Source organism: Streptomyces showdoensis (assembly GCF_039535475.1).
GTDB lineage: Bacteria > Actinomycetota > Actinomycetes > Streptomycetales > Streptomycetaceae > Streptomyces > Streptomyces showdoensis.
In genome coordinates this window covers 1-14,611 of record NZ_BAAAXG010000002.1, presented here as the reverse complement: position 1 = coordinate 14,611, position 14,611 = coordinate 1, and the positions used below count along the sequence as shown (strand labels likewise).

Here is a 14,611-nt window from a genome sequence, read left to right as displayed (position 1 = left end):
CCGCTGCCGTGGCGGGGCCGCGTCGGGTCCCCGTCCCATTCGACCCCGGCCGCGGCGGCGCCGCACGCCTTACGCGCGCCCGGCGGTCATGTCCATCAGCCGGGCGAGGACCCGGCCGCCGGAGGCGCTGACGCCGTCGTGCTCCCACTCGTTGGTGACCCAGGCGCGGGCGGCGCCGATCGCCCGGACCGTGCCGAGCGAGATGCCGGCGTCCACGTACATGTCGTCGTGGTAGACGACGGCGGCCAGCGGGACCTCGTTGGCGGCGAGCCGCGCGAGGTCGTAGAGCGGGGGCCAGTCGGCGCGCCGGGCGAGCAGTTCGGCGGCCTCGGCGAACGGGCGCAGGCCGCCGATCTCCTCGAACATCCAGGGGTGGATCGACTCGCCGGTGAGCAGCAGCGGGTCGGCGTCCTCGGCGAACTCCGGGAGGGCGGCGAGCGCCCGGACGGCGGCCCAGGCGGTCGGTCCGGCGCCCTGGGCGTAGATGGACTCGTGCAGCACGGCGAAGAGCGGGTTGTCGGTGAAGCCGGTGAGGGCGGCGACCTGGTGGAGGAAGGTGTCGGTCAGGCCGCCGTCGCCGCTCTCGTCCAGGGCCTCGTCGAGCAGCCAGTGGAGCCGTTCGAAGCCGTCGCCCATGCCGAGGGCGAGGCCGAGGCTGCGCAGCCGCCGGACGGTGAGCCGGTCGCCGCCGGGCAGCCGCACGTCGGTCGCGGCGAGCAGGGCGGCGATCTCGCGGAGCCGGGCGGCGTCCCCGGGGTAGCGGGCGTAGAGGTCGAGGACGCGGTCGCGGACGCGCGGGGAGGTGTGGGCGTAGACGTCGTCGGCGGTGGCGGTGAGCCCGGGCAGGCCGCCGGTGACGTGGCAGGAACGCAGCCCCTCGGGCGCGTACGAGAGGTACGTGAGGGTGACGAAGCCGCCGTAGCTCTGACCGAGGGTGTCCCACGGGGTGTCGCCGCAGAGCCGGCGGCGGATCAGTTCGGCGTCGCGGACGATGGCGTCGGCGCGGAAGTGGGCGAGGTGTCCGGCGAGCCCGGCCGGGGAGGCGAAGCGTGCGGCGGTGCGGGCGGTGACGGGGGTGGAGCGCCCGGTGCCGCGCTGGTCGAGCAGCAGGACCCGGTGGGTCTTCAGGGCCTGGTCCAGCCAGCCCGGCGAACCGTGCGTCGGCCGGGGGGACTTGCCGCCCGGTCCGCCCTGGAGGTAGAGCAGCCAGGGCAGCGGCTCGGCGGCCCGGGCGGGGTCGACGACCTCGCGGGCGAAGACCCGGAGGGTGGGGCCGTCGGGGGCGTCGTGGTCGAGCGGGACCTCGAAGACGTGGTCGGTGGTCGCGTACGCGGGGTGCATGGGGTCCTTTCCGATGACGGGCGGACGGGGATGGGGACGGGCGGCATGGACGACGGGGGCGCCGAGGACGGCGGGGCCGGGAGCCGGGAGCCGTCAGCAGGGGACGGACCGGCGGGAGGCCGACGGGACACGGAGCCGGGCGGGGCGCCGGGGGCGGTCGGCCCAAGGCGGGCGGCCCAGGACGGGGGCCGGCAGCCGGGGCCGGGTGAACTCCCGGCTCAGAGCACGCGGGCCGGCGACAGGGTGTAGGTGCGGGAGGAGGTGTAGAAGTCCAGGGCGGCCTGGCCCTGTTCGCGCGGGCCGAAGCTGGAGGCCTTGGAGCCGCCGAAGGGCAGGTGGAAGTCGACGCCGGTGGAGGGGGCGTTGACCCGGACCATGCCGGTGTCGAGCCGGTCGAGGCCGTGCAGCGCGGCGCTCAGGTCGGCGGTGTGGACCGAGGTGACGAGGCCGTAGCGGGCCGCGTTGGTGAGCCGTACGGCGTGGTCGAGGTCGCCGGCGGTGAGCAGGGCGGCGACCGGGCCGAAGACCTCCTCGCGGAGCAGCCGGTGGCCGGGGGCGACCTTCTCGACGAGGGTCGGGGCCGCGTACCAGCCGGGCCCGTCGGGCACGCTGCCGCCGGCCAGGACGGGGAGGTCGCGCCAGGCGGAGGCGACCTCGGCGCGGGCGTTCTCGGTGATCAGCGGACCGCAGACGGTGCCGTCGGCGGCGGGGTCGCCGACGGGGACGGCCCGGAGCGCCTCGGTGAGCGCCTCGCGCAGCGGATCGAGGGCGGCGCCGACGGCGATGACCCGGCTGGTGGCGGTGCACTTCTGGCCCGCGTAGCCGGCGATGGAGGCGGCGATGTGGGCGGCGGCGAGGCCGAAGTCGGCGTCCGGGAGGACGAGGGCCGCGTTGAGTCCGCCCATCTCGGCCTGGACCGGGATGCCGCGGGCGGTGGCGCTGCGCACGACGGAGCGGCCGACGCCCGAGGAGCCGGTGAAGGAGACGACGTCGGCGGCGGAGACGAGGGCGCCGCCCTCGGTGGCGCCGCCCGGGACGAGGGTGAACACCCCATCGGGAAGGGCCTGTTCGACGAGCTCGGCGAGCCGCTGGGCGCAGGCGGTGGCCTCGGGGGCGGGCTTGAGGACGACGGCGTTGCCGGCCGCGAGGGCGGGGGCCGCCTTCCAGGTGGGGATGGCGAAGGGGAAGTTCCAGGGGGTGATGAGCCCGGCGACGCCGTGCGGGCGGCGGCGGGTCAGCAGCAGTCCGGGGCCGGCGGCCGTCTCGTGGACGGCGCCGGTGGGTGCGTAGGGGGCCTGGGCGTAGTAGCGCCAGATCGCCGCGGTGCGGGCGACCTCGGCCCGGGCCTCGGCGAGCGGCTTGCCGACCTCCCGTACGGCGAGGGCGGCGAGTTCGGCCGCGGCGGCGTCGACGGCGTCGGCGACCGCGCCGAGGGCGGCCGAGCGGGCGGCGGCGCCGGCGTCCGCCCAGGCGGCCTGGGCGGTGCGGGCCCGTTCGACGGCGTCGGCGGCGGCGAAGGCGCCGGGTGCGGTGAGCCGGACGAGGACGTCGTCGGGGTCGGCCGGGTTGCGGGAGATGAGGGTCACGGGGCGAACCTTCCGGAGAGGGCGGGGGGTTGGGGGCTGCGCGGGTTCAGGACGTTCAAGGGCTTGCGCAGTACAATTTCACATTACTATGTTACGGGTCACATTCCAGCCGCGGGCGAGCTCCCGGCGGCTGTCCGCCCTCTCCTCCCGGAGTGACCCCTGATGGACAAGCACACCCGAAACGCCCTCGCCGCCGCCCTGCTGGCGGCCCTCACCCTCGGTGCGACCGGCTGTTCCGGCGCGGGCGGAGGCGGCACCGCGGGGAGCGGCGGACACCGCGGCGCCAACCCGGCGACGGGCACCAACGGCCAGGTCGTGGGCGGCACCCCGGTCAGGGGCGGCACCCTCACCGTGCTGTCCAACCAGGACTTCACCCACCTCGACCCGGCGCGCAACTGGGTCATGCCCGACATGGACTTCGGCACCCGGCTGCTCTACCGCACCCTGGTCACCTACAAGGCGGAGCCCGGCGCCCAGGGCAGCGAGCTGGTCCCGGACCTCGCCGAGGACCTCGGCACCCCCTCCAACGGCGCCAGGACCTGGACCTTCCGCCTCAAGCCCGGGCTGAAGTACGAGGACGGCACCCCGATCACCGCCCAGGACGTCAAGCACAACGTCGAGCGGTCCTTCTCCCCCGACCTTCCCGGCGGCCCCGACTACGCCGCCCGCTACCTCGTCGGCGGCAAGGACTACCGGGGCCCCGCCGAGGGGAAGCACCTGGACTCCGTGAAGACCCCGGACGCCCGGACGATCGTCTTCGAACTCCACAAGCCCTTCGCCGAGTTCCCCTTCGCCGCCACCCTCCCGACCTTCGCGCCCGTGCCGCAGGCCCGCGACAAGGGCCCCCAGTACGACAACCGGCCGTTCTCCTCCGGCCCGTACAAGGTCGAGAGCTACGCCCGCGACAAGCAGCTCGTCCTGGTCCGCAACACCCACTGGGACCCGAAGTCCGACGCCGTCCGCAAGGCCTACCCGGACCGGATCGTCGTCACCATGGGCCTCAAGGGCAACCAGATCGACGACCGGCTGATCGCCTCCTCCGGAACCGACGCCTCCGCCGTCTCCTGGGCCCAGCTCCGCCCCGAGTCCATCTCCAAGGTGCTCACCAAGGCCGAGGTGAAGGCCCGGCTGCTCGCCGAGTCCAGCAGCTGCACCGAGATGGTCCAGATGCACACCGGCCGCGCCCCCTTCGACGACCCGAAGGTGCGGCAGGCCGTGCAGTACGCCCTCGACCGGGAGGCGATCGTCACCGCCGCCGGCGGCCCGGCCGTCGTCGACGCCTCCACCGCCGTCATGCCCGGCGCCCTCTTCACCGGCGGCAAGCAGCCCGACACCCTGAAGATCCCGCTCTCCGGCGACCCCGAGAAGGCCAAGCGGCTGCTCAAGGAGGCCGGGAAGGCCGACGGCCTCTCCACCCGCCTCACCGTCTCCATGAACGACAAGCGCATCGGCGAGGCCATCCAGGAGTCGCTGGGCCGGGCCGGCATCAAGGTGACCATCGAGACCGTCGACCCGTCCGCCTTCTACGACACCATCGGCGACACGAAGAACCGCACGGACCTCGTCTACACCGGCTGGTGTCCCGACTACCCGTCCGGCTCCACCTTCCTCCCCTTCGTCTTCGACGGGCGCTTCATCAAGGTGAAGGGCAACTCCGGCAACCACTCGCTCTTCAAGGACGAGGCCACCATGAAGCGGATGGACGAGATCGCCGCCATGTCGGACGGCGCCCAGGCCAACAAGGCGTGGCAGGAGCTCGACGGGCAGATCCTGGCCAAGGCCCCGGTCGCCCCCGGCGCCTCGAAGCGCCGCACCCTCCTCATCGGCACCAACGTCGCCGGCGCCTTCGGACACACCTCCTGGAGCGGTCAGCTCGACTACGCGACCGTCGGTCTCAAGGACCCGGCGAAGAGCGCGCACTGAAGGACGCCCCTCCGATGACGCTCACCACCACCTCCCCTCCCGTCTCCCGGGGCGGCGGGGCCTGGCGGACGGTCCGCGCGGAACTCCGCCGCCGCCCCTCGCTGCAGGCCTCCGTCGCCGTCGTCGCCCTCTTCGCCCTGATGACCGTCGCCGCGCCGCTGATCAGCGCGCTCGGCGGCTGGGGCCCCGAGGAGTTCGACAAGTCCGCCGTCGACCCCTACCTCGGCGGACAGCCGATCGGGCCGCTCGGCGGGGTCTCCGCCGAGCACTGGCTCGGGGTCGAACCGATCACCGGGCGCGACCTGTTCGCCCGGGTCGTGCACGGCGCCCAGGTCTCGCTGCTCATCGCCTTCGCCGCCACCGCGATCGTCGTGGTGGCGGGCACCGCCGCCGGCATCGCCGCCGGCTACTTCGGGGGCCGCACCGACACGGTGCTGTCCCGGCTGATGGACCTCACCATGTCCTTCCCCTCCCTCATCTTCATGATCGCGATGATGTCGGTGGCCCGGGACGTCGACCGGACCCTCCTGATGATCCTGGTCATCGGGTTGTTCGGCTGGCCCGGCGTGGCCCGGGTGGTCCGGGGCCAGACCCTCTCGCTCAAGCACCGCGAGTACGTCGACGCGGCCCGCGTCGGCGGCTCCGGCCCCTGGCGGATCCTCGCCCGCGACATCCTCCCGGGCGTCGCCGGGCCGATCATCGCGTACACCACGCTGATGATCCCCGGCATGATCGCCACCGAGGCCGCCCTCAGCTACCTCGGCGTCGGGGTCCGCCCGCCGACCCCGTCCTGGGGGCAGATGATCGCGGAGAGCGTCGCCTACTACGACACCGACCCGATGTACTTCCTCGTCCCCAGCGTCTGCCTCTTCCTCACCGTGCTCGCGTTCACCCTCCTCGGCGACGCCCTGCGCGACATCCTCGACCCGCGAGGGGGCCGTTCGTGATCCTCTACCTCGGCCGTCGGCTGCTCGGGGTGGTCGGCGTCCTCCTCGCGATCGCCGCCGTCACCTTCGTCATCTTCTACGTGCTGCCCTCCGACCCGGCCGCCGCGGCCTGCGGCAAGTCCTGCAGCGACGAGCGCCTGGAGGCGATCCGCGCCCACATGGGCCTGGACGCCCCGCTGTGGCGGCAGTTCGCCGACTTCGTCACCGGCATCTTCACCGGCCGCACCATGGGCAGCGGCCGGTACGCCCTGAACTGCGAGTTCCCCTGCCTCGGCTACTCCTACGAGAACAGCGAGGCCGTCTGGGACCTGCTCGTCGACCGGCTGCCGGTCTCCGCCTCGCTCGCCGTCGGGGCCGCCGTGCTGTGGCTGCTCCTCGGCCTGTCCGCCGGGGTCACGGCCGCGCTCCGCAAGGACACCCTCACCGACCGGGCGCTCATGGTCGGCGCGGTCGCCGCCGCCTCCCTGCCGGTCTACTTCACCTCGGTGCTGCTCATCTACGGGTTCATCCGGCTCACCGGACTGCTGCCCTATCCGCAGTACACGGCGTTCACCGAGGACCCGCTGTCCTGGGCGTCCAACCTGCTGCTGCCCTGGCTGGCACTGGCCGTGCTCTACGCGGCCATGTACGCCCGGCAGAGCCGCGGTTCGATGATCGAGTCGATGGCGGAGCCGTACATCCGCACCGCCCGCGCCAAGGGCCTGCCGCGCCGCACGGTCGTCGTCAAGCACGGCCTGCGGGCCGGCATGACCCCGGTCCTCACCATCTTCGGCATGGACCTCGGCGGGCTCCTCGCGGGCGCCGTCATCACCGAGTCCCTCTTCGGACTCCCCGGCATCGGGCGCCTCTTCTACGGCGCCCTCACCACCGGCGACCAGCCGGTCATCCTCGGGGTGACCCTGCTCGCCGCCACCTTCATCGTCGTCGCCAACCTGTGCGTCGACCTGCTGTACGCCGTCGTCGACCCGCGAGTGAGGTACTGATGGCCGCACCGGAACCCCTGCTGCGGGTCCGCGACCTCACGGTCACCTTCCCGACCCCGCGCGGCCCCGTCCGGGCCGTGGACTCCCTCTCCTTCGACGTGCCGCACGGGCGCACCCTCGGCATCGTCGGCGAGTCCGGCTCCGGCAAGTCCGTGACCTCGCTCGCCGTGATGGGCCTGCACACCGGCGCCGAGGTCTCCGGCTCCGTCGTGCTCGACGGGCGCGAGCTGGTCGGCCTGCCGGAGCGCGAGCTCAACCGGCTGCGCGGCCGGCGGATGGCGATGGTCTTCCAGGACCCGCTGTCCAGCCTGCACCCCTACTACACGGTCGGCGAGCAGATCGCCGAGCACCACCGGGTGCACTTCGGCTCCCGGCGGGCCACCGCCCGCGCCCGGGCCGTCGAGGCGCTCGCCGAGGTCGGCATCCCGGAGCCGAAGCGCCGGGCGGGCGAGTACCCGCACCAGTTCTCCGGCGGCATGCGCCAGCGGGTGATGATCGCGATGGCGCTGGTCTGCGAACCGGACCTGCTCATCGCCGACGAGCCGACCACCGCGCTCGACGTCACCGTGCAGGCGCAGATCCTCGACCTGCTGGTCCGGCTCCAGCGGGAACGGCGGCTCTCCGTCGTCATGATCACGCACGATCTGGGCGTGGTCGCCCGGGTCGCCCACGAGGTCCTGGTCATGTACGGCGGGCGGGCGGCCGAACAGGCCCCGGTGGACGCCCTGTTCGCCGAGCCCACGCACCCCTACACCCGGGGGCTGCTCGACTCGCTGCCCCGGCTCGACGACCGCGACGACGCCCCGCTGCGGGCGATCCCGGGCTCCCCGCCCTCCCTGCTCGAACCGGCACCGGGCTGCGCCTTCGCACCGCGCTGCGCCCGGGCCGCCGCCGGCACCGCGGAGGAACGGGAGCGCTGCGCGAGCGAGCGCCCCCGGCTCGCCGGCACCGAAGGACACGTCACCGCCTGCCACTTCCCCGCGTCCCCGGCATCCGTGGCGTCCGCGCCCTCCCCGTACGAAGGGGTCGAATCATGACCACCGCCCACGCGGCCGTGCCGCACCCGGCGCCCGCGCCCGATCCCGCCGGCCCGCCGCCGCTGCTGCGGGTGCGGGACCTGACCATGGCCTTCCCGGGCCGCCGCCGTTCGGCGCCCGTGCGGGCCGTCGACGGCGTCGGCTTCGACCTGGCCGAGGGCGAGACCCTGGGCCTGGTCGGCGAGTCCGGCTGCGGCAAGTCGACCACCGGCCGCATGATCGTGCGGCTCCTGGAGCCGACCTCGGGCTCCGTCACCTACGCGGGCCGGGACGTCACCCATCTCTCGCAGCGGGCGCTCAAGCCGCTGCGGCGCGAGATCCAGATGGTCTTCCAGGACCCGCACTCCTCGCTCAACCCCCGCCAGTCGGTGGCCCGGATCATCGCCGATCCGCTGCTGGTGCAGGGCAGTTCGGCGGCCGACGCCCGCGCCCGGGCGCAGGAGCTGATGGAGCTCGTGGGGCTGATCCCCGAGCACGCCGACCGCTTTCCGCACGAGTTCTCCGGCGGCCAGGCGCAGCGCATCGGCATCGCCCGCGCGCTGGCCACCGGACCGCGGCTGGTGGTGGCGGACGAGCCGGTGTCGGCCCTCGACGTGTCGGTGCAGGCGCAGATCGTCAACCTGATGGAACGGCTCCAGGCCGAACTGGGCCTCGCCTACCTCTTCATCGCCCACGACCTGTCGGTGGTGAAGCGGGTCTGCGACCGGGTCGCCGTGATGTACCTGGGCCGGATCGTGGAGATCGGCGCGAAGGACCGGGTGTACGAGGCCCCCGCGCACCCCTACACCCGGGCGCTGCTCTCGGCCCGTGCCACTGCCCGACCCGGCGGCCGAGCGGAGCCGGGAGCGGATCACCCTGCTCGGCGACCCGCCGAGCCCGGCCGCGCCCCCGCCGGGGTGCACCTTCCATCCGCGCTGCCCGAAGGCGCAGGCCGTCTGCAGGGTGGAGGCTCCCCCGCTGCGCAGCATCGCCGCGGGGGAACCGAGGGAGGTGGCCTGCCACTTCCCGGAGACGGACGGACCCGTCTGATCCGGAGCGCGCGGCGCCGGCCCCCGGGGGTGGGTCAGTTGGTGGCGGGCCGGAGGCGGTCGACGGGATGGGTCTCCACGTACGTCCCGACCGTGTCGTCCCGGTACGCCTTCCACAGGGCGGCGCCGCGGGCCGGGTCGAGGTGCACGACCGACTGGCCCTTCACCGTCCCGGTCCCCTTCACGGGGGCGTTCATGAAGGTCATGTCGCCGGCCCGGACCTCGCGCATGTTCCAGACCAGCTCGCGCATCTCGTCGTCGCCGAATCGCTCGTCGACGCTGACGGTCTCGGTGAAGAGGTCCAGGGTCCGCTTGAGCTGGAGCGGGTCCTTGAGCGACGCGGAGGTCATCACCTTCTCCAGCACCGTGCGCAGGTAGTTCTGCTGCCGGTGGGTGCGGTCGAAGTCGCCGTTGGGCAGGCTCTTGCGCTCGCCGACGTAGTCCAGGGCCTGCTCGCCGTTCATGTGCCGGCGCTCGCCGTCGGACATCAGGATGTCGACCCCGCCCACGGCGTCGGTGAGCTTGCGGAAACCATTCCAGTCGATGACCGCGAAGTGGTCCACCCGCACGTCGGTGAGGCGTTGCACGGTGTCGATGAGGAGCGGCGGGCCGCCCCAGGAGAAGGCCGCGTTGAGCTTGGCGCGGCCCCGGCCGGGGATGTCGACCCAGGAGTCCCGGGGCAGCGAGACGACGTACGCGGCGGAGTGGTCGGCCGGGATGTGGACCAGCATCATGGCGTCGCTGCGCTGGTCCCCGTACTTCCAGAGCGAGCCCTTCGCGTCGCTGCCGGTGGTGGGGACGTCCGAGCGGGAGTCGAGCCCGACCAGGAGGAAGTTCCGGCCACCCTTGGAGGCGGCGGGAACCGGCGCGTTCGTCGGGAAGGTCTGCGGGATCCGCTGCACCCGGCCCGTGTAGTGCTCATAGGCCCAGTACCCCCACGCCGGCGGTGAGCAGGATCGCCCCCACCAGCAGCGTGAGGGCGGTCAGCAGCACCGTCCTCGCCCTGGGCCGTCGCCGGCCACGCCGCTTTCCCTGTTCGCGTATTCCGCCCTCGGCCTCCGCTGACGCGCTCATCCGGTACGGCTCCCCCTCCGCTGGCCCCGCCGACTCGCCCCGTACGGGGCGTACTTCCGGCCACCAGGATGCCGAAGATCGGCGGGCCGCGCGAGCGGTCCCGGGAACCGGATGGGAGCGGGACCGGGCTCCGGTCCCGTGCGGACGGGACGGCGGGCGGCCGAGCGTGGAGGTGTCGTCGGGGCCCCGGCCCGGACGACGGGAACTCCGGGACCACCGGAACCCCTCCCACGTGGAAAGTCGTGATCACCATGGCACGGACCCCTCGGTCTTCTGGGCCGGTTCGGCACCGACACCGCGCCGTACGTCCTGCGCGGCGCCTCGGGCCGTGGGGAGGAAGGCGAGGCCCGGGTGCTGCGGGGCCGGGGCTGGGCGCTCGCCGGGGGGCGGGCGGACGGCCGGGGCGGCGTGGCCGCGGTGCTCGCCGGAGCGGTCGACGTGCGGCTGCCCCTGCTGAGCCGGATCGAGGCCGGGGGCCGCCCGGTCGCCGAACGGAACCACGCGGCGCTGCTGCGGGCCGCCTTCGAGGCGGACGGGGCGGGCTTCGCCGAGCAGCTGCGCGGCGCGTACGCGGCGGCGGTCGTCGACACGCGCGGCACGCCGGTCCTGGTGCTCGCCGCCGACGAGGCGGGCGCGGTGCCGCTGTACTACCACTGGAACGCCACCCGCGAGGTGCTGTCCTTCGCGACGGAGGTCCCGGCGCTGCTCGCGCTGTTGCCGGACCCGCCCGCGCTGTGGACGCCCGGCCTCGACGCCTATCTGACGACGGGCGCCGCGCTGGGCGGGGCCACGCTGATCGAGGGCGTACGGGTGCTGCCGCCGGGCACGACGGCCGTGTGCGAACGCGGGCACGCGCCCCGGCTGGTCCGGCGCGAGTCGCCCGGTGCCCGGCGGGTCCCCGCGCCGGGGATGCCGGACCGGGACCTCCCGGCCCTGGCCGCCGGCGCGGTCGCGGGCGCCGTGCCCGGCCCCGGGGACGACCCGGCGGACCGCCCGGCGGGCGACCCCCTGGACGACCCGCTCGACCGGCGCCGGGCGCGGGACCTGGCGACGCTGCTGCCCGCGCTGCTGTGGCGGCTGGGCCAGCCCGAGGCCGATCCGGGCGCGCTCACCGCGTACGCCCGGTACGGTCCGGAGCGCGCTGCGGACCCGGCGGCGGGTGATCTCGCCGTCGAGGCCGCCGCCGGGCGGCGCCGGGTGGAGGCGGCCGTGGCCGACCCCGCCGAGGACTGGCTCGGCCGTTACGCGGAGGGCCTCGCCCCGGTCGGCGCCGTGGGCCGGTCGCGGCTCTACAGCACCGCCTACCGGGCGTACCTCGCCGAGCGGGGCGACGCGTCCCGGGCCCTGACCGCGCGGCTCGGCGAGGCGGCGGCGCTCCGCCCGCGGCGGGCGGTCCTGAGCGCCTTCGAGAGGGAGGAGCTGCGGCCGGTGCGGGGGCTGCGCCGCACGGCCCACCTGGGCGGTGCGGGGGTCCGGGTCCCGGCCGACGCCCGGCAGCGGGTCTCGGACCTGCTGGTCCCGGGCGGGGCGCTGACCGACCTGGTCCGGGAGCTGCTGTCCCCGGCCCGGCTGCGATCCTCGGGGCTGCTCTCCTGGCGGGCGGTCGAGCGGCTGCTCGCCGCGCAGCTCACCCGCCCGTCGGAGCGGCTCGCGGGGACCGTCTGGGCCCTGGCGGTGTTCGAGCTGTGGCGGGAGGAGTACGGGGTGGCCGTCCGTCCGCCGGCTCCCCCGGCGGTGCGGGCGAAGAGCCCGGCGGAGCTCCCGGTCCTCGGCCGCCGGACGGTCTCGCTGTGAGGCGGCCCGGCGAAGGGGGCCCGGGGTGGGTCAGGCGCCTCATGCGCCCGGGACACCGCCGAGGTCAGCATGGAACAGGAATCCGCACCAGCGGAGGACTCCAGGAAGAGAACACGATGAAGCGCAAGATCATGGGATCGGTGCTTGCTCTCGCGGCCCTCGTGAGCGCCCTGCTCTTCGGTTCGAGGTACGCCCGCGGGGACGCGGGAACCGGCACCGCCCGCCCCGGCCACAAGCCCACGTGCACGGACCGGAGTTGCCCCGGATGCCCGCCTTAGAGTCCGACGGGATCACCGCGGACACGTGACCCACGGCGCCCGTCGCCCCCCCAGGGGGCGACGGGCGCCTCGTCGTGCGCGGGCGGGCCTCCGTTACGAGCCGCCGCCCCGGCGCACGCGGGCGGCCTTGCGGGCCTCGGCCGCGCGCCGCGCGTCGGCGGTCTTGCGGGACTCGTTCTTGGTGCGGCCGGGTTTGCCGGGGACGGTGCCGATGCCGCGGAAGGCGGCGCCGCGCCGGTCGCGGTCGCCGGACGCGCCGCCGGGGGTGGCGGGCGGGGTCTTCGCGCCGGTGATCCGGCGCAGCTCGGGCGCTCCGGGGCGGACGTCGGTGGTGCGGGAGCGGACGCCCGCCTCGGTGAGGAGCCGGGCCAGGTCCTTGCGCTGGTCGGGCAGGGCCAGGGTGACGACGCTGCCGGAGGCCCCGGCGCGGGCCGTGCGGCCGGCGCGGTGGAGGTAGTCCTTGGGGTCGGTGGGCGGGTCGACGTTGACGACGAGGTCGAGGTCGTCGATGTGCAGGCCGCGGGCGGCGACGTTGGTCGCCACGAGGACGGTGACCGCGCCGGTCCGGAACTTCTCCAGGGTGGCGGTGCGCTGGGGCTGGGACTTGTCGCCGTGCAGCGCGGCGGCCTTCACGCCGCTGTCGACGAGCTGCCGGGTGAAGCGGTCGACGGAGGCCTTGGTGTGCAGGAACATGAGCACCCGCCCGTCGCGGGCGGCGATCTCGCCGGCGACGGCGAACTTGTCGCCGCCGTGGACGCGGAGCACGTGGTGCTCGGCGTCGGGGGCGGAGTCCTCGGCCGGGTCGGCCGCGTGGACGACCGGGTCCCGGAGGTAGCGGTGGACCAGGGTCTCGACGTCCTGGTCCAGGGTGGCCGAGAACAGCATCCGCTGGCCGTCGGCCGGCACCTGGTCGAGCAGTTCCGTCACCTGCGGAAGGAATCCCATGTCGGCCATCTGGTCGGCCTCGTCGAGGACCGTGACCGCCACCTGGTCGAGCCGGCAGTCCCGGCGCTCGACCAGGTCCTTGAGGCGCCCGGGGGTGGCGATGAGGACCTCGGCGCCGGCCCGCAGCTCGCCGGCCTGGCGGCCCGCCTGCAGTCCGCCGACGACGGTGGCGAGCCGAAGCTCCAGGGCCCGCGCGTAGGGCGCGAGCGCCTCGGTCACCTGCTGGGCCAGCTCACGCGTCGGTACGAGCACCAGCGCGAGCGGCTTCTTGGCGGCGGCGCGGCGGCCCGCGGTGCGGGTGAGGAGCGCGAGCCCGAAGGCGAGCGTCTTGCCCGAGCCGGTGCGGGCCGCGGCCGAGCACGTCGCGGCCGGCGAGGGCGCTGGGCAGGGCGGCGGACTGGATGGGGAACGGGGGTGGTGACGCCCTGGGCGGCCAGCGTCGTCAGGACCGCCTCGGGCAGCTCCATGGCGTCGAAGCTCTCCGCGGCCGGGAGCGGCGGGACGCCGGTGCCGGAGAGGTCGGCGAGGCCGGTGGGATCTCCCGTACGGGCCGAGCGGTTCATGGGCATGGATGCGTTGCCTTCTTCGGTCGGGTGTCCACCAAGGAAAGCACGGCGGGGAGGGGGCGGCCGAATCGCGACGGGCCGGGCCCGGCCTGGTCCGGAGGAACGGGCCTAGCGGCTCTCCAGGGACGAGGCCGGGAAGGGCGCCGGTGCCGAGCCGACCGTCGACCGGGGCAGCACCGCGCGGACCCGGGTGCCGCGCCCCGCGTGCACGAAGGACTCGACCGTGCACCGGCCGCCGATCTCCGCGGCCCGTTCGGCCATGGAGCGCAGCCCCACCCCGCGGTGGTCCGCGCCGCGCCCGAAACCGGTGCCGTCGTCCTCGACGGTGACGGTGAGCGCCTCGGCGTCGGCCTCCAGCCGGATCTCGGCCCGGCTCGCGCGGGCGTGCCGGACGACGTTGTTGAGCGCCTCGGCCGCGATCCGGTACGCGGCGACCTCCACCGCGGCCGGGAGCGGGGGCAGCCTGGTGGGGGCGAAGACGGCGGCCACGGACAGCCGGGCGCCGTCGAAGGCGGCGGCGAGCTGGCGGACGGCGCCGTCGAGGCCCAGTTCGCCGAGGGGTGCGGGGCCGAGCCGGTCGGTGATCCGGCGTACCTCCTTGATGGCCATGCCAAGGTCGTCGGAGACGGCGCGCAGCGCCTCGCGCAGGGTGTCCTCGGCGGGCAGCCGGGCGGTGGCGTTCTCGACGCGCAGGCGCAGTCCGGCGAGGGCGGGGCCGAGGCCGTCGTGGATGTCGCGGCGCAGCCGACGCCGTTCCTCCTCGCGCGCGGTGACGATCTGCTCGCGGCTGCTGCGCAGCTCCTCCTGGAGCCGCAGGGAGGCGACGGCGGGCGCGGCCTGGCTGGCGAGGGAGGAGAGGATGAGGCCGTCCTGCCGGTCCAGCTCCGCCTCCCCCTCGCGCAGGCCGACGGAGAGCCGGCCGACGACGGCGCCCTGGTGGAGCATGTCGAAGTGGTGCGGGTGGTCGCCGAGCGAGCCGACCCGGGCGAGCACCCGGGCCCCGGCGCGGGTGTGCACGGCCAGGGAGGCCGCGGGCAGGCGGAGCGTCTCGACCACGGTGGCGCAGAGCGTGGCGGGGATGTCCTGGGAGCTGCCGGCGTGGCTGATGC

General features: G+C 75.0%; 8 protein-coding genes and 3 pseudogenes. 6 read left to right on the top strand and 5 right to left on the bottom strand.

What is annotated here, in order from left to right:
• Window positions 1–69: 69 nt before the first annotated feature.
• A complete protein-coding gene (locus tag ABD981_RS00335; protein WP_046910607.1) occupies window positions 70–1,341 on the bottom strand; it encodes an alpha/beta fold hydrolase in 1,272 nt (423 codons plus the stop codon).
• 218 nt (window positions 1,342–1,559) lie between these two features.
• On the bottom strand, window positions 1,560–2,927 hold the full coding sequence (locus tag ABD981_RS00330; protein WP_046910606.1) for an aldehyde dehydrogenase family protein: 1,368 nt from the start codon (window positions 2,925–2,927) through the stop codon (window positions 1,560–1,562).
• A gap of 162 nt (window positions 2,928–3,089) precedes the next feature.
• On the opposite strand from ABD981_RS00330, the gene ABD981_RS00325 reads away from it, so the two are divergent.
• The 5 genes and pseudogenes from ABD981_RS00325 (at window position 3,090) to ABD981_RS00305 (ending at window position 8,846) form a co-directional block, all read left to right on the top strand.
• A complete protein-coding gene (locus ABD981_RS00325) occupies window positions 3,090–4,850 on the top strand; it encodes an ABC transporter substrate-binding protein (protein ID WP_205628264.1) in 1,761 nt (586 codons plus the stop codon).
• A 14-nt stretch (window positions 4,851–4,864) separates the two neighbouring features.
• Window positions 4,865–5,797, top strand: coding sequence for an ABC transporter permease (locus tag ABD981_RS00320; protein WP_046910604.1), 933 nt, complete (start codon window positions 4,865–4,867; stop codon window positions 5,795–5,797).
• The gene (locus ABD981_RS00315) at window positions 5,794–6,780 is read left to right on the top strand and encodes an ABC transporter permease (RefSeq protein WP_046910603.1); all 987 of its coding nucleotides are present in this window, start codon (window positions 5,794–5,796) and stop codon (window positions 6,778–6,780) included. Before ABD981_RS00320 ends, ABD981_RS00315 begins: the two co-directional genes overlap by 4 nt.
• Window positions 6,714–7,817: pseudogene (locus ABD981_RS00310) on the top strand (ABC transporter ATP-binding protein); the annotation flags it as partial. The gene ABD981_RS00315 and the pseudogene ABD981_RS00310, both read left to right, overlap by 67 nt.
• Window positions 7,814–8,846 (top strand): annotated as a pseudogene (locus ABD981_RS00305) (ABC transporter ATP-binding protein). The pseudogenes ABD981_RS00310 and ABD981_RS00305, both read left to right, overlap by 4 nt.
• Before the next feature lie 34 nt (window positions 8,847–8,880).
• Here ABD981_RS00305 and ABD981_RS00300 read toward each other — a convergent pair.
• Window positions 8,881–9,747, bottom strand: coding sequence for an LCP family protein (locus ABD981_RS00300; RefSeq protein ID WP_345527261.1), 867 nt, complete (start codon window positions 9,745–9,747; stop codon window positions 8,881–8,883).
• A 523-nt stretch (window positions 9,748–10,270) separates the two neighbouring features.
• On the opposite strand from ABD981_RS00300, the gene ABD981_RS00295 reads away from it, so the two are divergent.
• The gene (locus ABD981_RS00295; RefSeq protein ID WP_345527259.1) at window positions 10,271–11,713 is read left to right on the top strand and encodes a hypothetical protein; all 1,443 of its coding nucleotides are present in this window, start codon (window positions 10,271–10,273) and stop codon (window positions 11,711–11,713) included.
• A 371-nt stretch (window positions 11,714–12,084) separates the two neighbouring features.
• Here the strand turns inward: ABD981_RS00295 and ABD981_RS00290 are convergent.
• Together ABD981_RS00290 and ABD981_RS00285 are read right to left on the bottom strand one after the other, a co-directional pair.
• A pseudogene (locus tag ABD981_RS00290) lies at window positions 12,085–13,499 on the bottom strand (DEAD/DEAH box helicase).
• A 111-nt stretch (window positions 13,500–13,610) separates the two neighbouring features.
• A partial coding sequence (locus ABD981_RS00285; protein ID WP_345527255.1) for a sensor histidine kinase occupies window positions 13,611–14,611 on the bottom strand: 1,001 nt, incomplete at its 5' end.

Excerpts from the sequence above, each read along its gene's own strand:
- ABD981_RS00335 (WP_046910607.1), bottom strand. The coding sequence starts at position 1,341 with ATGCACCCCGCGTACGCGACCACCGACCACGTCTTCGAGGTCCCGCTC.
- ABD981_RS00325 (WP_205628264.1), top strand. The coding sequence starts at position 3,090 with ATGGACAAGCACACCCGAAACGCCCTCGCCGCCGCCCTGCTGGCGGCC.
- ABD981_RS00320 (WP_046910604.1), top strand. The coding sequence starts at position 4,865 with ATGACGCTCACCACCACCTCCCCTCCCGTCTCCCGGGGCGGCGGGGCC.